The sequence below is a fragment of the Pseudomonas sp. NBB genome (assembly GCF_032701105.1).
GTDB lineage: Bacteria > Pseudomonadota > Gammaproteobacteria > Pseudomonadales > Pseudomonadaceae > Aquipseudomonas > Aquipseudomonas asiatica.
Window position 1 is genome coordinate 1,270,757 of sequence record NZ_CP103994.1, and the last position, 20,955, is coordinate 1,291,711.

Consider the following 20,955-nt stretch of genomic DNA (forward strand, 5'->3'; position numbering starts at 1 on the left):
ATGAACGACTTGCAACCGCGCGCCGCGCGGACGGGCAACGCCAAGGGGGCGTTGTACCTGCAGTTTCGCATTCGGGAGCAACGCTTTGCCCTGAGCGTGCACGAGGTGATCGAGGTGCTGCCGCGCCAGCCGTTGAAACCGATCGCCAAGGCACCTGCCTGGGTCGCAGGTATCCTTGCGCACCGAGGCCTGTTGGTACCAGTGGTCGACCTGGCGGCATTGAGCTTCGGCCAACCGGCAGCGCAGCGCACCAGTACCCGCCTGGTTCTGGTGCACTACCGAGTCGGCCTGCAGCTTGGCCTGATACTGGAGCAGGCCACCGAAACCCTGCGTTGCCACCCCGACGAGTTCCAGCCGTATGGCGTGGACAGCGGCGAGGCCCCGTATCTGGGCCCGGTGCGTCAGGATGAGCAGGGCTTGTTGCAGCGCATCGAAGTCAACGACCTGCTCCCCGATGCCGTGCACGAGTTGCTGTATGCGGGTGATCCGACAGGGATGCCGACATGAACGAACAGCATTTTTTCCGCTATTTGCGCGAGCGCATTGGCCTGGACGTGGAGTCGGTGGGCTCGCCCATGGTCGAGCGTGCGCTGCGCCAGCGTTGCGTGGCCGTGGACGCCGCGGACCTGGATGATTACTGGCTGCATCTGCAGCAGTCGACGGATGAGCAACAGGCGCTGATCGAAGCGGTCATCGTCCCGGAAACCTGGTTCTTCCGTTACCCCGAATCCTTCACCGCCTTGGCCAGCCTGGCGCACAAGCGCCTGGCCGAGCTGGCCGGGGCGCGCCCGCTGCGCTTGCTCAGCCTGCCTTGCTCGACCGGCGAGGAGCCCTATTCGCTGGCCATGGCCTTGCTCGATGCCGGTATCGCGCCGGGGGCGTTCATGATCGACGGCATGGACATCAGCCCCAGTTCCGTGGCCAAGGCCGGGCAGGCCGTGTACGGGCGCAATGCCTTCCGTGGCAGTAACCTGGGCTTTCGCGAGCGTTACTTCGATGCGCTCGACGAAGGCCACCTCCTGCATGAGCGGGTGCGTGACCAAGTCAGCCTGCAGGTGGGCAACGTACTCGACCCGGCGCTGGCCAGCCGCGATGGCCTGTACGACTTCGTGTTCTGCCGCAACCTGCTGATCTATTTCGACGTGCCGACCCAGCAACGGGTGTTCGAAGTGCTCAAGCGCTTGCTGCATCCACAAGGCGTGCTGTTCATCGGCCCCGCCGAAGGCAGCTTGCTGGCGCGGTTGGGCATGCGCCCGCTGGGGATTGCCCAGTCGTTCGCCTACGTGCGCCAGGAGGGCGGTAGCGCTGCGCTGGCTACGCCCCCGGTCCAGCCCTTGCGGCGCACGTCGCCAGCACCTGCCAAGCCAGGCTCTCCGTTACCGAGCGCAGCGTTGCCGCGCCCATTGCGGGTGCTCCCCTTTGCCGCCAAGCCAGCACCGGCGCGCGAGCACAAACGCGAGGATGCAACTGAGTTGCTGGCCAGCATTGCCCGGCTTGCCAACGCCGGTGCCAGCGAGCAGGCCCGTGCCGAATGCCAGCGCTACCTGGGCCAGTTCGCGCCTTCGGCGCAGGTTTACTACTGGCTGGGGCTGCTCAGCGACACCGAAGGCGATGCGCAGCAGGCTCTGACCCACTATCGCAAAGCCCTGTACCTGGAACCGCAGCACTCCGAGGCGCTGGTACACCTGGCTGCCTTGCTGGCAGCCCAGGGTGACCTGGCCGGTGCCCGGCGCCTGCAGGAGCGCGCCGCGCGGGTTGGCCGGGAGTCTGAACGATGAAGGAATCCGCGATGCAATTGCTCGCCGAGGCTGACACGCACGTCGATGACTGCTGGAACCGTATTGGCGTGCACGGCGACAAGCAGTGCCCATTGCTGGAGCGTCATGTTCACTGTCGCAACTGCGAGGTATATGCCGCAGCGGCCACACGCCTGCTCGACCGCTACGCACTTATGCAGGACCACCAGGCAGCCGTGGCTGCGCCGGTGGAGGAAAACACCGGCCGCTCCATGCTGCTGTTCCGCCTTGGCGAAGAATGGCTGGCGCTGCCCACCGCCTGCCTGGCCGAAATTGCCCCGCTGCAGGCGGTGCATTCGCTGCCGCACCAGCGCTCGCGGGTGCTGCAGGGGGTGGCCAACGTACGTGGTGCGCTGGTGCCGTGCCTGTCACTGGCTGACTTGCTGGGTGTGCAGGCCAGCGCTGCCGAGCAACGTGGCGGCCGGGCGATGCCACGCATGCTGATCCTGGCCGCGGAGGGCGGGCCGGTGGTGATGGCGGTCGAGGAAATCGACGGCATTCACCGGCTCGACCCGCTGCTGCTGAACAGCGGGCAGGACGCCTCCCACTTCACCGCAGCGGTCCTGCAATGGCGTGGCCGCAGCGTGCGGGTGCTGGACGATCAACATTTACTGTCTGCCGTGCAGCGGAGCCTGTCATGACCCCAGAGCAAATGCGCGACGCATCGTTGCTCGAACTGTTCAGCCTGGAGGCCGAGGCGCAGACCCAGGTGCTCAGTGCCGGCCTGATGGCGCTGGAGCGTAATCCCACGCAGGCCGACCAGCTCGAGGCTTGCATGCGCGCGGCCCACTCGCTGAAGGGCGCGGCGCGGATCGTCGGAGTGGACGCTGGCGTCAGTGTCGCCCATGTCATGGAGGACTGCCTGGTGGCAGCCCAGGAGGGTCGCCTGCGGCTGAGCGCCGAGCATATCGATGCCCTGTTGCAGGGCACCGACCTGTTGATGCGCATCGCCACGCCTGGCGATGCCGGGGCGCAGGCGACCCTGCCGGTGTTCCTTGCGCAAATGGCCAACCTGCTCGACCCGGGGGCGGCAGCCTTGCCCCCCGCGCCGCCAGCCGTGCCAGCGCTGCCGGAAGCGCCGGCGCAAACCGTGCAAGCCAAACCGTTGCCGCTGCCCGTCGAACCCTTGGAGCCTGAGCCCGAGCTGGCCCCGCGTCGCAAGGCCGGCAAGCGCACCGGCGAAGGTACGGAGCGGGTGCTGCGGGTCACCGCCGATCGCCTCAACAGCCTGCTCGACCTGTCCAGCAAGTCGCTGGTGGAAACCCAGCGGCTCAAGCCTTACCTGGCCACCCTGCAGCGCCTCAAGCGCATGCACGGCCAGGGCATGCAAGCGCTTGATGGCCTGCGCATGCAACTGGAGGACAGTGGCCAGAGCAGCGAGGTGCTCGAGGCCCTGGCACAGACCCAGCGCCTGCTGGCGGAAACCCAGCAGATCCTGCAGCAGCAGGCTGCCGACCTGGACGAGTTCGGCTGGCAGGCCAGCCAGCGCGCACAATTGCTGTACGACACCGCGCTGGCCTGCCGGATGCGGCCGTTTGCCGATGTGCTGACCGGCCAGAGCCGCATGGTGCGCGACCTTGGCCGTTCGCTGGGCAAGCCGGTGCGGCTGCTGGTGGAAGGGGAGAAGACCCAGGTCGACCGTGATGTGCTGGAAAAGCTCGAGGCACCGTTGACCCACCTGTTGCGCAACGCGGTCGACCACGGCATCGAGCTGCCCGAGCGGCGCCTGCTGGCGGGCAAGGCGGAGGAGGGCGTGATCCGCCTGCGGGCCTCGCACCAGGCCGGTATGCTCAGCCTGGAACTGATTGACGACGGTGCCGGCATCGACCTCGAACGCCTGCGCAGCAGCATTGTCGAGCGCGCCCTGTCGCCCGCTGACACGGTGGCGCGCATGAGCGAGGAAGAGTTGCTGACATTCCTGTTCCTGCCCGGTTTCAGCCTGCGCGACAAAGTCACCGAGGTGTCTGGGCGCGGTGTCGGCCTGGATGCGGTGCAGCACATGATCCGGGAGCTGCGCGGTTCGATAGAGCTGACCCAGCTGGCCGGGCAGGGCTGCCGTTTCCATTTGCAGGTGCCACTGACCTTGTCGGTTGTGCGCAGCCTGGTGGTCGAGGTGGGTGGCGAGGCCTATGCCTTCCCGCTCGCTCATATCGAACGCACGCTCGAAGTAAGTGCCGAAGAGATCGTGCAGATCGAGGGGCGCCAGCATTTCTGGCACGAAGGCCGGCACATAGGCCTGGTCGCGGCCAGCCAACTGCTCAATCGCCCGGCCGGGCAAACGCAGGAGAGCAACCTGCGCGTGGTGGTGATCCGCGAGCGCGAGCAGCTGTACGGGGTAGCCGTGGAGCGACTGATGGGCGAGCGGGTGCTGGTGGTGATGCCGCTCGACCCACGGCTGGGCAAGGTGCAGGACATCTCTTCCGGCGCCCTGCTCGACGACGGCTCGGTGGTGCTGATCGTCGATGTGGAGGACCTGCTGCGTTCGGTGGAGAAGCTGCTCAGCACTGGCAGCCTGGAACGCATTGACCGCGGCAGCAGCGGCACCCGTGGCGTGGCGCGCCAGCGCATCCTGGTGGTCGATGATTCGCTGACCGTGCGTGAACTGCAGCGCAAGCTGCTCGGCAACCGTGGCTACGACGTGGCCGTTGCGGTGGATGGCATGGACGGCTGGAATGCCTTGCGTGGCGAGGACTTCGACCTGCTGATCACCGACATCGACATGCCACGCATGGACGGCATCGAGCTGGTCACCCTGGTACGCCGCGACCAGCGCCTGCAATCGCTGCCGGTGATGGTGGTGTCCTACAAGGACCGTGAGGAAGACCGACGGCGGGGCCTGGATGCCGGCGCCGACTACTATTTGGCAAAGGCCAGTTTCCATGACGATGCGTTGCTGGATGCTGTGGTTGAGCTGATCGGAGGTGCTCAGGGATGAAGATCGCCATCGTCAACGACATGCCCATGGCCGTCGAGGCGCTGCGCCGGGCGGTTGCCCTCGAACCGGCGCACCAGGTGGTGTGGGTGGCCAGTAATGGCGCCGAGGCGGTGCAGCGCTGCACCGAGCAGCAGCCAGACCTGATCCTCATGGACCTGATCATGCCGGTCATGGATGGCGTCGAGGCCACCAGGCGGATCATGGCCGAAACCCCTTGCGCCATCGTCATCGTCACGGTCGATCGCAAGCAGAACGTGCACCGGGTATTCGAGGCCATGGGCCACGGCGCCCTCGACGTGGTCGACACGCCGGCGCTGGGGGCGGGCGATCCGCGTGAAGCGGCAGCGCCACTGCTGCGCAAGATCCTCAACATAAGCTGGTTGATTGGTCAGCAGCGCGCACCGGCCGCACGCCCGGTCGCCGCACCCGTGCGGGCGGCGTCACAGCACCGCGGGCTGGTCGCGATCGGTTCGTCCGCTGGCGGCCCGGCGGCCCTCGAAGTACTGCTCAAGGGCCTGCCGGCGGCGTTTCCGGCGGCCATCGTGCTGGTCCAGCATGTGGACCAGGTATTTGCCGCGGGCATGGCAGAATGGCTCAGCAGCGCCGCCGGCTTGCCGGTGCGCCTGGCCCGTGAGGGCGAGCCACCACAGCCGGGGCAGGTATTGCTGGCCGGCACCAATCACCACATCCGCCTGCTACAGAACGGCCAACTGGCCTACACTGCCGAACCTGTCAATGAAATCTACCGGCCCTCGATCGATGTGTTCTTCGAGAGTGTGGCGCGCTATTGGACCGGCGATGCGGTGGGTGTGTTGCTTACCGGCATGGGCCGCGATGGTGCCCAGGGCCTGAAGCTGATGCGCCAGCAGGGTTTCCTGACCATTGCCCAGGACCAGGCCAGCAGCGCGGTATACGGGATGCCCAAGGCCGCTGCGGCCATCGATGCCGCAGTGGAGATCCGCCCGCTGGAACGCATAGCCGGGCGCTTGATGGAATTTTTCGCAAAATGACGAAGTGTATTGAATCACGCCGCCAGGCCGGCAGTGATCGGGTGAACAGGTATGAATGATTTACCGATCGAAGGTTTCACGACCCCCAACGAGAACTCGGCGATGGTGCTGCTGGTCGACGACCAGGCCATGATCGGCGAGGCGGTGCGGCGTGGCCTGGCCAACGAAGAGAACATCGACTTCCACTTCTGCGCCGATCCGCACCAGGCAGTGGCCCAGGCCGTGCGAATCAAGCCTACGGTGATCCTCCAGGACCTGATCATGCCTGGCCTGGACGGGCTGACCCTGGTGCGTGAATACCGCAACAACCCGGCGACCCAGGATATCCCGATCATCGTCCTGTCGACCAAGGAGGACCCGCTGGTCAAGAGCGCAGCCTTTGCTGCCGGGGCCAACGATTACCTGGTCAAGTTGCCGGATACCATCGAGCTGGTGGCGCGCATCCGCTATCACTCGCGTTCCTACCTTACCCTGTTGCAGCGCGACGAGGCCTACCGTGCTTTGCGCGTCAGCCAGCAGCAACTGCTCGATACCAACCTGATGCTGCAGCGGCTGATGAACTCCGATGGCCTGACCGGGTTGTCCAACCGCCGCCATTTCGACGAGTACCTGGAACTGGAATGGCGCCGGGCCATGCGTGAGCAGCAGCAGTTGTCGCTGCTGATGATCGACGTGGATTACTTCAAGGCCTACAACGACAGCTTTGGCCACCTGGCCGGTGACGAGGCCTTGCGCCAGGTGGCCGAGGCGATCCGCGGCTCGTGCTCGCGGCCGACCGACCTGCCGGCGCGCTATGGCGGCGAGGAATTCGTCCTGGTATTGCCCAACACCTCGCCGGGTGGGGCACGCCTGGTGGCCGAGAAGCTGCGCCAGACCGTGCTCGGCCTGGGCATCCCGCACACCGCGCCGGTGCCCGACTCGTATCTGACCGTGAGCATTGGCCTTGCCACCCAGACTCCGTCCATCGGCAGCCATAGCCGGCAACTGATCTCGGCTGCGGACAAAGGCCTGTACCAGGCCAAGAATGGCGGGCGCAACCAGGTTGGCATCGCCTGACAGGGCCTGCACGGTAATTGCGGCCATTCGGCGCCCGGCGGGTCTGCCGCCCTGCGGCGGACTCGGTTATACTCGCAGGCTTTTCACCGAATTCGTGCGAGTAGCCAGCCCATGGAAATCCAACCGATCCTGAACACCATCAAGGACCTCACCGAGCGTTCCCAGTCCATTCGGGGGTATCTTTGACTACGATCACAAGCATGACCGCCTGATCGAAGTCAACCGCGAGCTGGAAGACCCCAACGTCTGGAACAAGCCCGAGTACGCCCAGGCCCTGGGCCGCGAGCGTGCCATGCTGGCACAGGTTGTCGAGACCCTGGACAAGCTGTCCGGCGGCCTGGCGGACTGCCAGGACCTGCTCGACATGGCCGTCGAGGAAAATGACGAAGGCGCCGTCGGCGACGTCGTGACCGAGCTGGAAGGCCTGGAAGAAAAACTGGCCCAACTCGAGTTCCGTCGCATGTTCAGCGGCGAAATGGACATGAACAACGCCTACCTGGATATCCAGGCCGGCTCCGGTGGTACCGAGGCGCAGGACTGGGCCAACATCCTGCTGCGCATGTACCTGCGCTGGGCCGACAAGCGTGGTTTCGATGCCACCATCATCGAGCTTTCCGAAGGTGAAGTCGCCGGCATCAAGGGCGCCACCGTGCATATCAAGGGCGAGTATGCCTTCGGCTGGCTGCGCACCGAGATCGGCGTGCATCGCCTGGTGCGCAAGAGCCCGTTCGACTCCGGTGCCCGTCGCCACACCTCGTTCTCGGCGGTGTTCGTGTCGCCCGAGATCGACGACAAGGTCGAGATCGAGATCAACCCGGCCGACCTGCGTATCGACACCTATCGTTCCTCCGGTGCCGGTGGTCAGCACGTGAACACCACCGACTCGGCGGTGCGTATTACCCACGTACCGACCAACACCGTGGTGGCCTGCCAGAACGAACGCTCCCAGCACGCCAACAAGGACACCGCCATGAAAATGCTGCGGGCCAAGTTGTACGAGCTGGAAATGCAGAAGCGCAACGCCGCCTCGCAGGCGCTGGAAGATAGCAAGTCGGACATCGGCTGGGGCCACCAGATCCGCTCCTACGTGCTGGATGACTCGCGTATCAAGGACCTGCGTACCGGTGTAGAGCGCAGCGACTGCCAGAAGGTATTGGACGGCGACCTCGACCAGTACCTGGAAGCGAGCCTCAAGCAAGGGCTGTAAATCGCACACAACCGCCGCGGTACCTGGCATGGGCCGGTACCGCGTGCCCTGCCCGAAAGGGGCACCGAACACCTGATGGAAAGAATGACGAAATGAGCGACCTCAAGACCGAAGCGCAAGACCTGCAACAGGAAGAAAACGCCCTGATCGCCCTGCGCAAGGAAAAGCTTGCCGCCGAGCGCGCCAAGGGCAATGCCTTCCCCAATGACTTCCGTCGCGACAGCTACTGCAACGACCTGCAGAAGCAGTATGCGGACAAGACCAAGGAAGAACTGGAAGCTGCAGCGATTCCGGTCAAGGTTGCCGGCCGCATCATGCTCAACCGCGGCTCGTTCATGGTCATTCAGGACATGACCGGCCGTATCCAGGTCTACGTCAACCGCAAGACCCTGCCGGAAGAAACCCTGGCCGCGGTCAAGACCTGGGACCTGGGCGACATCATCAGCGCCGAAGGTACCCTGGCCCGTTCCGGCAAGGGCGACCTGTACGTCGAAATGACCAACGTGCGCCTGCTGACCAAGTCGCTGCGCCCGCTGCCCGACAAGCACCACGGCCTGACCGACACCGAGCAGCGCTACCGCCAGCGTTACGTCGACCTGATGGTCAATGAAGAAACCCGCCACACCTTCCGTGTGCGTTCGCAGGTGATCTCGCACATCCGCAAGTTCCTCATCGAGCGCGACTTCCTCGAAGTCGAGACGCCGATGCTGCAAACCATCCCGGGCGGTGCCGCGGCCAAGCCGTTCGAAACCCACCACAACGCCCTGGACATGGCCATGTTCCTGCGCATCGCGCCGGAGCTGTACCTCAAGCGCCTGGTGGTTGGTGGCTTCGAGAAGGTGTTCGAGATCAACCGCAACTTCCGTAACGAAGGCGTTTCGACTCGTCACAACCCTGAATTCACCATGCTCGAGTTCTACCAGGCCTACGCCGACTATCGCGACAACATGGACCTCACCGAGGAACTGTTCCGCGAGCTGGCGCAGCTGGTACTGGGCACTACCGACGTGCCGTATGGCGACAAGGTGTTCCACTTCGGCGAGCCGTTCGCCCGCCTGTCGGTATTCGACTCGATCCTCAAGTACAACCCGGAGCTGACCGCTGCCGACCTGCAGGACGTCGACCGCGCCCGCGACATCGCCAAAAAGGCCGGTGCCAAGGTGCTGGGCCACGAAGGCCTGGGCAAGCTGCAGGTGATGATTTTCGAAGAGCTGGTCGAGCACAAGCTGGAGCAGCCGCACTTCATCACCGAGTACCCGTTCGAAGTATCGCCGCTGGCCCGTCGCAACGACGACAACCCGGCTGTTACCGACCGTTTCGAGCTGTTCATCGGTGGCCGCGAGATCGCCAACGCCTACTCCGAGCTCAACGATGCCGAAGACCAGGCCGAGCGCTTCCTGGCCCAGGTGGCCGAGAAGGACGCCGGTGACGACGAAGCCATGCACTACGACGCCGACTTCGTTCGCGCACTGGAGTACGGCATGCCGCCGACTGCAGGTGAAGGTATCGGTATCGACCGCCTGGTGATGCTGCTGACCAACTCGCCGTCGATCCGCGACGTGATCCTGTTCCCGCACATGCGTCCGCAGGCCTGAGTGAATTGAATGAGCCGCCTTTCGAGGCGGCTTTTTCTTGCCTGAAGCTTTATGTTGTCAGTACCGGCCTCTTCGCGGCTAAAGCCGCTCCCACAGGGATCCCACTACCCTCAGGCTGGTGCGGTCCCTGTGGGAGCGGCTTTAGCCGCGAAGAGGCCGGCACTGACGAAACACTGTCCATGAGGTACCCCCCGTGACACCCGCAATGCCTCAACAGGGCGCCGCCGGCATCGCCACCGCCGTCGCCGAAAGCGTGCAATACCAAGGCCGCAAGACTGCCCGGCAGGGCAGCGAGCAGCGCCGCCAACTGATCCTCGACGCCGCCATGCGCATTGTCGTGCGCGATGGCGTACGCGGTGTGCGCCATCGCGCCGTCGCCGCCGAGGCCGGTGTGCCATTGTCGGCCACCACCTACTACTTCAAGGATATCGAGGACCTGCTGACCGATACCTTCGCGCAGTACGTCGAACGCAGCGCCGCCTACATGGCCAAGCTGTGGGCCAATACCGAGGTGGTGTTGCGCCAGTTGCTGGCCCAGGGTGACGGCAGCCCGCAGGCGCGGGCGCGGTTGGCTGACGAGGTAGCACGCATGACTGCCGACTACGTGCAGCGACAACTGCTGAATCGCCGCGATTTCCTGATGGCCGAGCAGGCCTTCCGCCAGGAGGCGCTGCTGTGCCCGCGCCTGGCTCAACTGGTGTGCGCCCATGACCAGATCCTGCTGCATGGCACCCGCCAATTGCTGCAGGTGGTGGGCTCGCAGCAACCGGAACAGGACGCCCAAATGTTGACGGCGATTATCGAGCAGATGGAATATCAGGGCCTGCTCAAGGATGCGAACGCGCAAGCCGATGGGCAGATGCTCGCTATGCTTAGCCGATACCTGCAGCTGGTGCTGGCATCGGCCTGAGCCGAGACCGACTTTTCAAGGAGAACCTGATGAAAGCCTGGCGTGTGGTGTTGTTGACTTTGTCATTCCTGCTGCTGGGCGGTTGTCTGGTGACCTTCCACGAGCCGTTGCCGAGCAACCAGGCGGCGCCCAAGGCCCTGCTGGGCAAGTGGAGCAGCAAGGACGCCTGGGGCGAGCCGCTGAAGCTGGTGATCAGCCGTAGCGGCGGTGATGCCTACAAGGCGGTGGCCACGGCCAAGGGCAAGGCCCCTGAGGAATACGTGTTCACCGTGTCGCGCCACGGTAACCGCTGGTACCTGTCGGCTGGCGTGCCGAAGCGCCTGGGTGGCAACTTCCTGATCGGCGGTTTCGATATCGTCGATGGCAAGGAACTGGTGGTCTACAACCTGGATGTCGAGCAGGTGCAGCAGGCGGTGGACAAGAAGGAGCTGACCGGGCGCAGCACCGAAGTGCCGGAAGACAACGGCGACGGCGTGCTGATCGACAGCCCGTCGGCGCGGGTGCTGGCGTACCTGGACGACCCGGCCAACTCCGACCTGTTCGTTGAAGTGGCACGGTTCCAGCGCTCCGGCAAATGACCGTGCTGGCTTCTTCGCGGCTAAAGCCGCTCCCACAGGGACCGCACCGGTTTCGAGCCTGATGCAGTACCTGTGGGAGCGGCTTTAGCCGCGAAGAGGCCGGTACAGGTTTCTTGTACTAGAAAGGAGTCCCCGGTGGACGAATACCAGCAAACCATCCGTGCCCTGTCCGACCGCATCGTTGCGGCGCAGACCCCGATCCGGGTTCTGGACGCGGTGAAGTGGGACGACAACATCCGCCAGGGGTTCCTCAAGGCCAAGGGCAAGGAGCCGCCGGCTGTCGACCGTGCCTACTACCAGTCGCGCCCGCTGGCGTTCGATTCCAGCGCGGTAAAGGCCGAGTTTCAGGGCATCGAGCGCGACATCATTCGCCAGCTCGGCCAGTTCAACCCGGTCGGGCAGATCATGAAGCGCATGTGCCGCGAATACCGCATGGTGGTGCGCATGCTCGAAGCGCGTGGCACCGAGGATTTCGGGCTGATCTCCCAGGAACTGTACGGCGCTGCCTCGGATGCCTTCCACGCTGGTGATCCGACCTTGGCCGACCTTGGCCTGATGCTGTCGGACTACCTGAACAACATCGATGGCCGTGGCGACCTCAAGGACGAGCCGAAGAACCTCACTGCCAAGGAAGCCGTGGAAATCCTCCAGCACCGGTTGAACAAGGTATTCGGCGAGGCCGAGGAGACCATCCGTGTGTTCGAGTCCGACGGTATCGTCGCCGATGCCGCGGCCGGGGCCGACTACATCAAGGTGCGTGCCGACGCCATGTTCAACTCCCGTGACGTGCGCGCCCTGGAGGTGCACGAAGGGCTGGTGCATGTCGGCACCACGCTCAACGGCCTGAACCAGCCGATCTGTACCTTCCTGGCCAAGGGCCCGCCCTCGTCGACGGTCACCCAGGAAGGCCTGGCCATCCTCATGGAGGTGATCGCCTTCGCCTCCTACCCCAGCCGCCTGCGCAAGCTCACCAACCGCACCCGCGCCATCCACATGGTCGAGGAGGGTGCCGATTTCATGCAGATCTACAACTTCTTCCGCGAGCAGGGGTTCGAGATGGCGCAGAGCTACAGCAACGCCAGCCGTGTGTTCCGCGGGTCGGTGCCCAATGGCCTGCCATTTACCAAGGACTTGTCCTACCTCAAAGGCTTCATCATGGTTTACAACTACATTCAGTTGGCCGTGAAGAAGGGCAAGCTCGAACAGATCCCGTTGCTGTTCTGTGGCAAGACCACCCTGGAAGACATGCGTACCCTGCGACAGCTGGTCGAGGAAGGCCTGGTCGAGCCGCCCAAGTATCTGCCCGAGCAGTTCCGCGACCTCAATGCGCTGTCGGCCTGGATGTGCTTCTCCAACTTCCTCAACCACCTGAGCCTGGACCGTATTGAAGCCGATTACGCGAACATTCTCTGAGTGCTGCCGCCTGCTGGCCCTGGGTTTGATCCTGCTGGGCCTGGGCGGTTGCAGCAGCTTGCTGTTCTATCCCGAGCGCGGCCAGCCGTTCACGCCCGAGCGGGCCAGGCTCGAGTACCGCGATGTCACCTTGATCACTGCTGATGGTATCCGCCTGCACGGCTGGTGGTTGCCGGCCAAGGCCGGGGTGGAGGTCAAGGGCACGGTGCTGCACCTGCATGGCAATGGCGGCAACCTGCCTGGGCACCTGGGCGGCAGCTACTGGCTGCCGGAGCAGGGCTACCAGGTGTTGATGATCGATTACCGCGGCTATGGCCTGTCCCAGGGCGAGCCGAGCCTGCCCGAGGTGTACCAGGACATCGCCGCGGCCATGGCCTGGCTGGAGCAGGCGCCCGAAGTCAAGGGCAAGCCGCTGGTGCTGCTGGGGCAGAGCCTTGGCGGGGCCATGGCCATTCACTACCTGGCGGCCCACCCGGAGCAGCGCCAGCGTTTCAGTGCTTTGGTATTCGACGGTGTGCCGGCCAGTTACCGTGCGGTCGGGCGCTTTGCCCTCAGCACCTCGTGGATGACCTGGCCGCTGCAGGTGCCGCTGTCGTGGCTGGTGCCGGACGGTGACAGCGCGATCCGCTCGATCGAGCAGCTGAGCAGCCCGCCCAAGCTGTTCTTCCACAGCATCGACGATACCCTGGTGCCGATGGACAACGGAATCCGCCTGTACCAGCACGCGCCAGCGCCGCGGGTGCTGCAACTGACCCGTGGTGGCCACGTGCAGACCTTCGCCGACCCGACCTGGCGCCAGGTGATGCTGCGTTTCCTCGACGACCCCAGCCATTTCAACGGCCTGCGGCGGCTGGCCGAAGTGCCCAATTACCCTGACGAGAAGAACAAGCAATGAGTGAAGAACGCAACGCCATCCCGCTGATCCTGACCGGTGTCGGCAGCATCATCGTGACGGTGGGGGCCTTGTGGTACTACGGTTACCTGCATTTCGCCAAGCCCGAAGATGCCCTGTTGCTGCAGGACTTCACCATGCTCAAGACCATCCCCGGCGAGGACTACAAGGTCTCGCTGGACCCGGCGCCACAAATGGCCCAGTGCGTCGACGGCGTGTTGGTGCTGTTCGATACCCAGCAGAAAGGCCTGACAGGGGTGCTGGTGGACAACCGCAAGCGTGCTGTGCGTTGCATGGGCGAGGAAACGCCGCAGCAGGTGCAGTGAGCCATTATCTCTGCTGCCTGTGCTGGCCCTTTCGCGGCTAAAGCCGCTCCTACAGGGACCGCGCCAGTCCCTGTGGGAGCGGCTTCAGCCGCGAAAGGGTCGGAACAGGCAAAAGAAAGCCCCGCTTCGATCGCGGGGCTTGTCAGTTCAGCTAGCCAGCCTTACCGCTGTACCTGGCTCACAGAGCGAGGTGCCACCGGCTGGTTGTCGTTGGAGATGGTCACCTCCACCCGGCGGTTCTGCGCACGCCCCGAATTGCTCGAGTTGTCCGCGACCGGGTACTCCTTGCCATAGCCCTGGGCGACGATGCGCGCTGGGTCGACGCCGGCACGTACCAGTGCCATGCGTACGCTGTTGGCGCGGCGCTCTGACAGGCCCTGGTTGTAGTTGGCCGAGCCGACGCTGTCGGTGTAACCCTCGACGATCACCTTGCGTTCCGGGTTTTCCTGGAGGAATTGCGCCAGCTTGGTGACGTTCGGGTAGGCGTTGCTCTTGAGTTCGGCCTTGTTGAAGTCGAACAGCACGTCTCCGAAGGTGACCAGCGTGCCGCGGTCGGTCTGCTTGGCGTTGAGGCTGTCCTGCAGCTTGGCGATCTGTGCGTCGCGTGCGTCAAGCTTGGCCTGGGCGCGCTGGGCTGAAGCGTTTTTCAGTTCGCTTTCGGCAGTGCGCAGGGCGATGGTCTGCTTGGCCACTTCGACGCGCTGGTTGGTCAGGTAGGCCAATTGGTCGACCTTCTTCTCGTCTTCACGGTCCATGTAGGCCTTGTCGGCCTTGTTCAGCCAGTCCTGTGCGTCCTTGGTCTCCAGCGCCGCAACCTTGCTCGATTGCGGGTCGCTCTGCAGCGAGGAGAAGTTGGTGCGGGCCGATTCGAGGTTGGCGTTAGGGTCGTGCGAGCAGGCGGCAAGGCCGACGCTCAGGGCCAGCAGGGCGGGAATCATGACGTAGTTGCGCATAGTGTTCATCCTTTGATCGTGTGCGAAGACCGAGGTGGGCAGGGCAGGGCTCACTGAGCGCTGCGCAGGCCTTCCTCACGTACGTCCTGAACGCCCTGGCGGGCATCCTGCACGGCCTTCTGGGCCTTGGCCGCCTGGGCCTTGCGTTCGGCGAGGCGGGCGTCCCATTCGGCCTGTTCGGCCAGGCGCCTGGCGTCGTCGTACTTCTTGTCATGCATGGCGATCTCGGCCTGCTTGAACTTGTCCTGGGCCGCTTTCATTTCCACGGCGGCGAACTCGGTGCCGCCAGCGCTGACGGCCGAGTTCACGGCGGACTGGGTGACTGCATACTGCTCGGTGGGCGGGTTGCCCGCACAGCCGGCCAGGACCAGGCTGCTGCCCAAGGCCAGCGCTGCCAGCTTGAACCCGCGCACATGAGTGGATGAGGGTTTGTAGATGCGGGTGTTCTTGGTGGTCAGTTCCATTGGATCACTCCTGTTTACGACGTTGTCCGTAGCAGTCCATCGCTCGTTCCCTGACACGTGCACGCGCTTCAGCTCAACGGTGCACAACGGCAGGTGTGCAGGGTTTTAGCGTGATGGCTATTGGCTGTGACTGACGCGTTTTTCGGATAGTTCAGAAAAAATCATCTTGAGCGGATAACTATTTCTGACTAATCGGTCAGTGCGATTCGCCTGGAACTTTCGCGGGGCGTAGCGGTATTCCGGGCCTTTGCCAGGCCCGGAGCGGGGGCGGCCGGTTACTTCTCGCTGTCGGCTGCTGGGTTGCTCAGGGCGTGCAGATGCTGTCGCGACAGTGACAGAAAGCGCGGAGTAGGGCCGATGTCCTCGTACAGCGGGTCGCCTTCCTCGTCGGTGGCAATGACCTGGCGGCCTTGCACATAGGGGAAGCTGGCTTCCAGTTCCTCGAGGGCTGCCGCGACGAGCTCACCGAGCAGTTCCTCGGCGGTGCGCTTGGGGTACATGTCGATCAGCGCGGCCAGGCGCGCTTCGGACTCAAGGTCCAGATGCAGGACATGGCCCGTGGGGCTGAGGGTGCCGGCGGCATTCTGTTCCCAGTGCTGGGCGAGTTCACGGATTTTCATGCTGACCTCTGTTGACGCCTGAAAGGGCTGCAATGCATGGGAGTGTCGTGCTTTCACTTTAGTTTGCTTTGGCCGATCACGGCTTGCCATCGGCGCCTGGCTGTGGGCACTCTTGGAGCGAATACCGAGCCCCCCTGTGGGAGCGGGTTCACCCGCGAACACCGGCGCAGCCGGTGCCAGGCACCGCGCTGGATGCTTCGCGGGTGAACCCGCTCCCACAGGGGATCGCGTAAGGGCTGAAAAAGGGATGCAATGCGCCAGAGCCGCGCCGGAGAGAGGGCCAATGACCGATATCGATGTGCGTTTGCGTGAAGATGTCCATGTGTTGGGTGAACTGCTTGGCGATACCATTCGCCTGCAGCATGGCGAGGCGTTCCTGCAGAAGATCGAAGACATCCGTCACAGTGCCAAGGCCGACCGCCGTAGCGCCGGCGAGCAACTGAGCTCGACCCTGGCGGACCTGGCCGATGAAGACTTGCTGCCCGTGGCCAGGGCCTTCAACCAGTTCCTCAACCTGGCCAACATGGCCGAGCAGTACCAGTTGATCCGCCGCCGCGACGCCGACCACCCCGAGCCGTTCGAGGCCCGGGTGCTGCCCGAGTTGCTGGCGCGCCTGAAGCAGGCCGGGCACAGCAATGATGCCCTGGCCCGGCAATTGGCCAAGCTCGACATCCAGCTGGTGCTCACTGCGCACCCCACCGAAGTGGCCCGCCGCACCCTGATCCAGAAGTACGACGCCATCGCCGGCCAACTGGCTGCCCAGGACCACCGCGACCTGACCCCGGGGGAGCGCCAGCAGGTGCGCGAGCGCCTTCGCCGGCTGATCGCCGAGGCCTGGCACACCGAAGAAATCCGCCGCACCCGACCGACGCCGGTAGATGAAGCCAAGTGGGGCTTTGCGGTAATCGAGCATTCGCTGTGGCACGCCATTCCCAGCCACTTGCGCAAGGTCGACAAGGCCCTGCTGGAGGCTACCGGCCTGCGCCTGCCGCTGGAAGCGGCGCCGATCCGCTTCGCCTCGTGGATGGGCGGTGACCGTGATGGCAACCCCAACGTGACCGCAGCGGTCACCCGCGAAGTCCTGCTGCTGGCGCGCTGGATGGCTGCCGACCTGTTCCTGCGCGACATCGATGCGCTGGCTTCCGAGTTGTCCATGCAGCAGGCGGACGATGCGCTGCGTGAGCAGGTCGGCGACAGTGCCGAACCCTACCGCTCCCTGCTCAAGCAACTGCGCGATCGCCTGCGAGCAACGCGCGCGTGGGCGCATTCGGCATTGACCAGCAGCCAGCCGGCCAGCGCCGAGGTGCTGGTGGACAACCGCGACCTGATCGCGCCGCTGGAGCTGTGCTACCAGTCCCTGCACGCCTGCGGCATGGGTGTGATCGCCGAAGGCCCGTTGCTCGACTGCCTGCGCCGCGCCGTGACCTTTGGCCTGTTCCTGGGCCGCCTGGACGTGCGCCAGGACGCCGCTCGCCACCGTGATGCGTTGAGCGAGATTACCGACTACCTGGGCTTGGGGCGTTATGCCGACTGGGATGAAGAGCAGCGCATCGAGTTCCTCCAGGCCGAGCTGAAAAACCGCCGGCCACTGCTGCCCGCGCACTTCAAGCCGCAGGCCGATACCGCCGAGGTACTGGCCACCTGCCGGGAAATTGCCGCTGCGCCGGCCGCCTCGCTGGGCTCTTACGTCATCTCGATGGCCGGTGCTGCCTCGGATGTGCTGGCGGTGCAGTTGCTGCTCAAGGAGGCCGGCCTGACTCGGCCCATGCGCGTGGTGCCGCTGTTCGAGACCCTGGCCGACCTCGACAATGCCGGCCCGGTGATGCAGCGCCTGCTCGGCCTGCCAGGCTACCGTGCGAACCTGCGCGGCCCGCAGGAAGTGATGATCGGCTATTCCGACTCGGCCAAGGACGCTGGTACCACGGCTGCGGCCTGGGCGCAGTACCGGGCCCAGGAAAACCTGGTGCGTATCTGCGCCGAGCACCAGGTCGAATTGCTGCTGTTCCACGGCCGTGGCGGCACGGTAGGCCGCGGCGGCGGCCCGGCCCACGCAGCGATCCTGTCGCAGCCACCAGGGTCGGTGGCGGGACGCTTCCGCACCACCGAGCAGGGCGAGATGATCCGCTTCAAGTTCGGTTTGCCGGGCATCGCCGAGCAGAACCTGAACCTGTATCTGGCTGCGGTGCTGGAGGCCACCTTGTTGCCACCGCCACCACCGCAGCCGGCCTGGCGCGAGGTGATGGTCCAACTGGCCGCCGATGGCGTCAAGGCCTACCGCGGCGTGGTGCGGGAGAACCCCGATTTTGTAGAGTATTTCCGCCAGTCCACCCCGGAGCAGGAACTGGGGCGCCTGCCGCTGGGCAGCCGACCGGCCAAGCGCCGCGCCGGTGGCATCGAAAGCCTGCGGGCCATCCCGTGGATTTTCGGCTGGACCCAGACCCGCCTGATGCTGCCAGCCTGGCTTGGTTGGGAAACGGCATTGAACAATGCACTGGCGCGTGGCCAGGGTGAACTGCTGGCGCAGATGCGCGAGCAATGGCCGTTCTTCCGCACCCGCATCGACATGCTCGAGATGGTGCTGGCCAAGGCCGATGCGCAGATCGCCGAGGCCTACGACGAACGTCTAGTGCAACCTCACCTGCTGCCTTTGGGTGCGCACCTGCGCGACCTATTGTCGCAGTCGTGCCAGGTGGTACTGGGCCTTACCGGGCAGCCGGTGCTACTGGCGCACAGCCCCGAGACGCTGGAATTCATCAGCCTGCGCAATACCTACCTGGACCCGTTGCACCGCCTGCAGGCCGAGTTGCTGGCCCGCTCGCGCAGCCGCGAAGCCGCTCTGGACAGCCCGTTGGAGCAGGCCTTGCTGGTGACTGTGGCGGGTATCGCAGCCGGCCTGCGCAATACCGGCTGAAGGTAGGCCCGGGGCGCACAGGGCAGGTGCCGTGCGGGGGATGCAAGTGGGCGAAGAGGGTGGTTGCGCCGGGCGCAACCGCCTGCCAGGCCAGCCGTAGGTGGCGCAATCCTGCAACTTTGGGACGCTTGTCTGGCTGCCGGGCGCTGTGTATCTTGAGCAGCCTTCTGACCGATTTATGGTCATACCCGATTTTCCGGACTTGGCCCTGGTTGCCGAATCCATTGAATTTCATAACAAAATTTGAGGAGCACGAGATGCGCGTAATTCTGCTGGGAGCTCCCGGGGCCGGTAAAGGTACTCAGGCAAAGTTCATCACCGAAAAGTTCGGTATCCCCCAGATTTCCACCGGTGACATGCTGCGTGCCGCCGTCAAGGCTGGTACCCCGCTGGGCCTGGAACTGAAGAAAGTCATGGATGCCGGCCAGCTGGTCTCCGACGAGTTGATCATCAGCCTGGTCAAGGAGCGCATCGCCCAGCCTGATTGCGCCAAGGGCTGCCTGTTCGACGGCTTCCCACGCACCATCCCGCAAGCCGAAGCCATGGTCGCTGCCGGTGTCGACATCGACGCCGTGGTCGAAATCGCCGTGGACGACGAAGAAATCGTCGGCCGCATGGCTGGCCGCCGCGTGCACCTGGCTTCGGGCCGCACCTACCACATTCAGTACAACCCGCCGAAAGTGGAAGGCAAGGACGACGAGACGGGTGAAGACCTGATCCAGCGTGATGACGACAAGGAAGAGACCGTTCGCCATCGCCTGTCGGTTTACCACAGCCAGACCAAGCCGCTGGTGGACTTCTACCAGAAGCTGTCGGCCGCCAATGCCGGCAAGCCGAAGTACAGCCACATCGAAGGCGTCGGCTCGGTCGAAGCCATCACCGCCAAGGTCCTGGCAGCCCTGAGCTGATCCAGCACCCGACGCACCTCGACAACGGCCCGCTTGCGGGCCGTTGTCGTTTGTGGGTCGCGGTCCCTGTGGGAGCGGCCTTGCGTCGCGAAAGGGCTGCGGAGCAGCCCCGGCAATCTTCGCGGCGAAGCTGAAAATGTGGGGCCGCTGCGCGCCCCATCGCGACACAAGGCCGCTCCCACAGAGACCGCGTCAAAGGGCCGTACAGCTGCCCCTTCGGGACACAACGCCGCCGCTGCTCTATACTGCCGCTCTTTTCCCCCTTGTACCTGGATACCCGTTCGATGACCACCCTCCTGGCCCTGGATACCGCCACCGAAGCCTGTTCCGTCGCACTGCTGCATGACGGCAAGGTAACCAGCCATTACGAGGTGATCCCGCGCATGCATGCCCAGAAGCTGCTGCCGATGATCAAGCAGCTGCTGGCCGAGTCCGGCGTGACGCTGAATGCGCTGGATGCCATCGCCTTTGGCCGTGGCCCGGGCGCTTTCACCGGCGTGCGCATTGCCATCGGGGTGGTCCAGGGCCTGGCCTTCGCACTGGAACGCCCGGTTTTGCCGGTGTCCAACCTGGCCGCACTGGCCCAGGGCGCGCTGCGCGAACACGGTGTACAGCAAGTGGCGGCCGCCATTGACGCGCGCATGGATGAAGTGTATTGGGGCTGCTATCAGGCCGCCGAAGGTGAAATGCGCCTGGTCGGCCAGGAGGCAGTGCTGCCGCCCGAGCAGGTGGCGCTGCCGGCGGGCAGCGCTGGCGAGTGGTTCGGTGCCGGTACCGGTTGGGGCTATGCCGAGCGCCTGGCGGTGCAGGTGGCCGCCAGCAATGCCAGTGCCTTGCCCAACGCCCTGGACATCCTTAGCCTGGCCAGCTTTGCCTGGGCACGCGGCGAGGCGATCGTTGCCGAACAGGCGCAACCGGTCTACCTGCGCGATAATGTAGCGACACCCAAGAAGCGCTGAGTGTTGTTCGTCGGTTATCGCCGATGACACTAAAACCTTTTGCGCGATCTGTGGTCCAGTTATCACTCGAGCATTAGCGATGGAACCCTGATGCTGCTAAATTGCCATCATTGGTTCTGAGTGCTCATGCCATGCGTATCGACGGTTTCTCATCGCAGTCCTATCCGATCAAGCGCACCCCGCGCAAGGCAGCGGTACGTGACGAGGCCATCGATGATGCCGAGGTGATCGAGGAGGTCGAAACTGCCCCTCAGGAAGCCACCGCCCGCCGTCGCAGCGATGGCCTGCCAGCCCGCCAGCAGGACATGATTTTCCCCCGCGCCCGTGACCGCCGCACCGCTACCGCATTGGCCAGCTACCTGAGCACTGCCGGTTTTACCGACTGGGACATGGAAGTACTGGGGCTCGACCTGTACATTTAG

20 protein-coding genes are annotated in these 20,955 nt (G+C 64.6%); 17 read left to right on the top strand and 3 right to left on the bottom strand.

Translation table 11 applies throughout. The annotated features are described in order from the left end of the window. From NY023_RS05850 to NY023_RS05910, 13 genes are all read left to right on the top strand, one after another. On the top strand, window positions 1–507 hold the full coding sequence (locus NY023_RS05850) for a chemotaxis protein CheW (RefSeq protein ID WP_013971211.1): 507 nt from the start codon (window positions 1–3) through the stop codon (window positions 505–507). After that, on the top strand, window positions 504–1,778 hold the full coding sequence (locus NY023_RS05855; protein ID WP_013971212.1) for a CheR family methyltransferase: 1,275 nt from the start codon (window positions 504–506) through the stop codon (window positions 1,776–1,778). Before NY023_RS05850 ends, NY023_RS05855 begins: the two co-directional genes overlap by 4 nt. Before the next feature lie 11 nt (window positions 1,779–1,789). Continuing rightward, window positions 1,790–2,437 (top strand): chemotaxis protein CheW, encoded by a 648-nt coding sequence (locus NY023_RS05860; protein ID WP_371857124.1) that lies wholly within the window; start codon window positions 1,790–1,792, stop codon window positions 2,435–2,437. Further along, window positions 2,434–4,731 (top strand): hybrid sensor histidine kinase/response regulator, encoded by a 2,298-nt coding sequence (locus tag NY023_RS05865; protein WP_013971214.1) that lies wholly within the window; start codon window positions 2,434–2,436, stop codon window positions 4,729–4,731. The genes NY023_RS05860 and NY023_RS05865 overlap by 4 nt, the downstream gene beginning before the upstream one ends. Next, a complete protein-coding gene (gene wspF / locus NY023_RS05870; protein ID WP_013971215.1) occupies window positions 4,728–5,741 on the top strand; it encodes a Wsp signal transduction system protein-glutamate methylesterase WspF in 1,014 nt (337 codons plus the stop codon). The genes NY023_RS05865 and wspF overlap by 4 nt, the downstream gene beginning before the upstream one ends. A gap of 51 nt (window positions 5,742–5,792) precedes the next feature. After that, on the top strand, window positions 5,793–6,797 hold the full coding sequence (gene wspR / locus NY023_RS05875) for a Wsp signal transduction system regulator diguanylate cyclase WspR (RefSeq protein WP_003258607.1): 1,005 nt from the start codon (window positions 5,793–5,795) through the stop codon (window positions 6,795–6,797). 111 nt (window positions 6,798–6,908) lie between these two features. Then, window positions 6,909–8,004 (top strand): peptide chain release factor 2 gene (prfB, locus tag NY023_RS05880; RefSeq protein WP_108480361.1). Its coding sequence is split into 2 segments (ribosomal slippage): window positions 6,909–6,980 and window positions 6,982–8,004, totalling 1,095 coding nucleotides; the frame shifts between segments, so codons are not numbered across the junction. Between the two features lie 92 nt (window positions 8,005–8,096). Beyond that, the gene (lysS, locus tag NY023_RS05885) at window positions 8,097–9,599 is read left to right on the top strand and encodes a lysine--tRNA ligase (protein WP_013971217.1); all 1,503 of its coding nucleotides are present in this window, start codon (window positions 8,097–8,099) and stop codon (window positions 9,597–9,599) included. Window positions 9,600–9,804: 205 nt separating this feature from the next. Then, window positions 9,805–10,509 carry a TetR/AcrR family transcriptional regulator gene (locus NY023_RS05890; RefSeq protein ID WP_013971218.1) on the top strand — a complete coding sequence of 235 codons (705 nt, stop codon included), beginning with the start codon at window positions 9,805–9,807 and terminating at the stop codon, window positions 10,507–10,509. Between the two features lie 29 nt (window positions 10,510–10,538). Further along, window positions 10,539–11,087 (top strand): hypothetical protein, encoded by a 549-nt coding sequence (locus NY023_RS05895; RefSeq protein ID WP_003258915.1) that lies wholly within the window; start codon window positions 10,539–10,541, stop codon window positions 11,085–11,087. Between the two features lie 135 nt (window positions 11,088–11,222). Next, window positions 11,223–12,500: a flavohemoglobin expression-modulating QEGLA motif protein gene (locus tag NY023_RS05900; RefSeq protein ID WP_013971219.1), complete on the top strand. Its 1,278-nt coding sequence runs from the start codon at window positions 11,223–11,225 to the stop codon at window positions 12,498–12,500. Further along, window positions 12,472–13,395: an alpha/beta hydrolase gene (locus tag NY023_RS05905; protein WP_038408942.1), complete on the top strand. Its 924-nt coding sequence runs from the start codon at window positions 12,472–12,474 to the stop codon at window positions 13,393–13,395. The genes NY023_RS05900 and NY023_RS05905 overlap by 29 nt, the downstream gene beginning before the upstream one ends. Beyond that, window positions 13,392–13,718 (top strand): hypothetical protein, encoded by a 327-nt coding sequence (locus tag NY023_RS05910; protein ID WP_013971221.1) that lies wholly within the window; start codon window positions 13,392–13,394, stop codon window positions 13,716–13,718. Before NY023_RS05905 ends, NY023_RS05910 begins: the two co-directional genes overlap by 4 nt. A gap of 161 nt (window positions 13,719–13,879) precedes the next feature. Here NY023_RS05910 and NY023_RS05915 read toward each other — a convergent pair whose 3' ends face one another. The 3 genes from NY023_RS05915 to NY023_RS05925 form a co-directional block, all read right to left on the bottom strand. Continuing rightward, complete coding sequence (locus NY023_RS05915; RefSeq protein WP_013971222.1) at window positions 13,880–14,671, bottom strand: OmpA family protein; 792 nt, start codon at window positions 14,669–14,671, stop codon at window positions 13,880–13,882. Window positions 14,672–14,721: 50 nt separating this feature from the next. After that, the gene (locus NY023_RS05920; protein ID WP_003258911.1) at window positions 14,722–15,135 is read right to left on the bottom strand and encodes a DUF4398 domain-containing protein; all 414 of its coding nucleotides are present in this window, start codon (window positions 15,133–15,135) and stop codon (window positions 14,722–14,724) included. Between the two features lie 275 nt (window positions 15,136–15,410). Beyond that, the gene (locus NY023_RS05925) at window positions 15,411–15,755 is read right to left on the bottom strand and encodes a type 1 pili tip component (protein WP_013971223.1); all 345 of its coding nucleotides are present in this window, start codon (window positions 15,753–15,755) and stop codon (window positions 15,411–15,413) included. A 283-nt stretch (window positions 15,756–16,038) separates the two neighbouring features. On the opposite strand from NY023_RS05925, the gene ppc reads away from it, so the two are divergent. The 4 genes from ppc (at window position 16,039) to NY023_RS05945 (ending at window position 20,955) form a co-directional block, all read left to right on the top strand. Beyond that, window positions 16,039–18,666 (top strand): phosphoenolpyruvate carboxylase, encoded by a 2,628-nt coding sequence (gene ppc / locus NY023_RS05930; protein ID WP_013971224.1) that lies wholly within the window; start codon window positions 16,039–16,041, stop codon window positions 18,664–18,666. A 257-nt stretch (window positions 18,667–18,923) separates the two neighbouring features. Then, the gene (adk, locus tag NY023_RS05935; protein ID WP_003259830.1) at window positions 18,924–19,574 is read left to right on the top strand and encodes an adenylate kinase; all 651 of its coding nucleotides are present in this window, start codon (window positions 18,924–18,926) and stop codon (window positions 19,572–19,574) included. 284 nt (window positions 19,575–19,858) lie between these two features. Continuing rightward, window positions 19,859–20,533: a tRNA (adenosine(37)-N6)-threonylcarbamoyltransferase complex dimerization subunit type 1 TsaB gene (tsaB, locus tag NY023_RS05940; protein ID WP_024086388.1), complete on the top strand. Its 675-nt coding sequence runs from the start codon at window positions 19,859–19,861 to the stop codon at window positions 20,531–20,533. 131 nt (window positions 20,534–20,664) lie between these two features. Then, a complete protein-coding gene (locus NY023_RS05945) occupies window positions 20,665–20,955 on the top strand; it encodes a hypothetical protein (protein WP_013971226.1) in 291 nt (96 codons plus the stop codon).

Coding starts and splice junctions, on each gene's coding strand:
- NY023_RS05945 (WP_013971226.1), top strand. CDS start 20,665: ATGCGTATCGACGGTTTCTCATCGCAGTCCTATCCGATCAAGCGCACC.
- NY023_RS05910 (WP_013971221.1), top strand. CDS start 13,392: ATGAGTGAAGAACGCAACGCCATCCCGCTGATCCTGACCGGTGTCGGC.
- NY023_RS05860 (WP_371857124.1), top strand. CDS start 1,790: ATGCAATTGCTCGCCGAGGCTGACACGCACGTCGATGACTGCTGGAAC.
- wspR (WP_003258607.1), top strand. CDS start 5,793: ATGAATGATTTACCGATCGAAGGTTTCACGACCCCCAACGAGAACTCG.
- NY023_RS05925 (WP_013971223.1), bottom strand. CDS start 15,755: ATGAAAATCCGTGAACTCGCCCAGCACTGGGAACAGAATGCCGCCGGC.
- NY023_RS05920 (WP_003258911.1), bottom strand. CDS start 15,135: ATGGAACTGACCACCAAGAACACCCGCATCTACAAACCCTCATCCACT.
- NY023_RS05865 (WP_013971214.1), top strand. CDS start 2,434: ATGACCCCAGAGCAAATGCGCGACGCATCGTTGCTCGAACTGTTCAGC.
- wspF (WP_013971215.1), top strand. CDS start 4,728: ATGAAGATCGCCATCGTCAACGACATGCCCATGGCCGTCGAGGCGCTG.
- NY023_RS05915 (WP_013971222.1), bottom strand. CDS start 14,671: ATGCGCAACTACGTCATGATTCCCGCCCTGCTGGCCCTGAGCGTCGGC.
- NY023_RS05850 (WP_013971211.1), top strand. CDS start 1: ATGAACGACTTGCAACCGCGCGCCGCGCGGACGGGCAACGCCAAGGGG.
- NY023_RS05895 (WP_003258915.1), top strand. CDS start 10,539: ATGAAAGCCTGGCGTGTGGTGTTGTTGACTTTGTCATTCCTGCTGCTG.
- ppc (WP_013971224.1), top strand. CDS start 16,039: ATGACCGATATCGATGTGCGTTTGCGTGAAGATGTCCATGTGTTGGGT.
- NY023_RS05890 (WP_013971218.1), top strand. CDS start 9,805: ATGCCTCAACAGGGCGCCGCCGGCATCGCCACCGCCGTCGCCGAAAGC.
- tsaB (WP_024086388.1), top strand. CDS start 19,859: ATGACCACCCTCCTGGCCCTGGATACCGCCACCGAAGCCTGTTCCGTC.
- NY023_RS05855 (WP_013971212.1), top strand. CDS start 504: ATGAACGAACAGCATTTTTTCCGCTATTTGCGCGAGCGCATTGGCCTG.
- lysS (WP_013971217.1), top strand. CDS start 8,097: ATGAGCGACCTCAAGACCGAAGCGCAAGACCTGCAACAGGAAGAAAAC.
- adk (WP_003259830.1), top strand. CDS start 18,924: ATGCGCGTAATTCTGCTGGGAGCTCCCGGGGCCGGTAAAGGTACTCAG.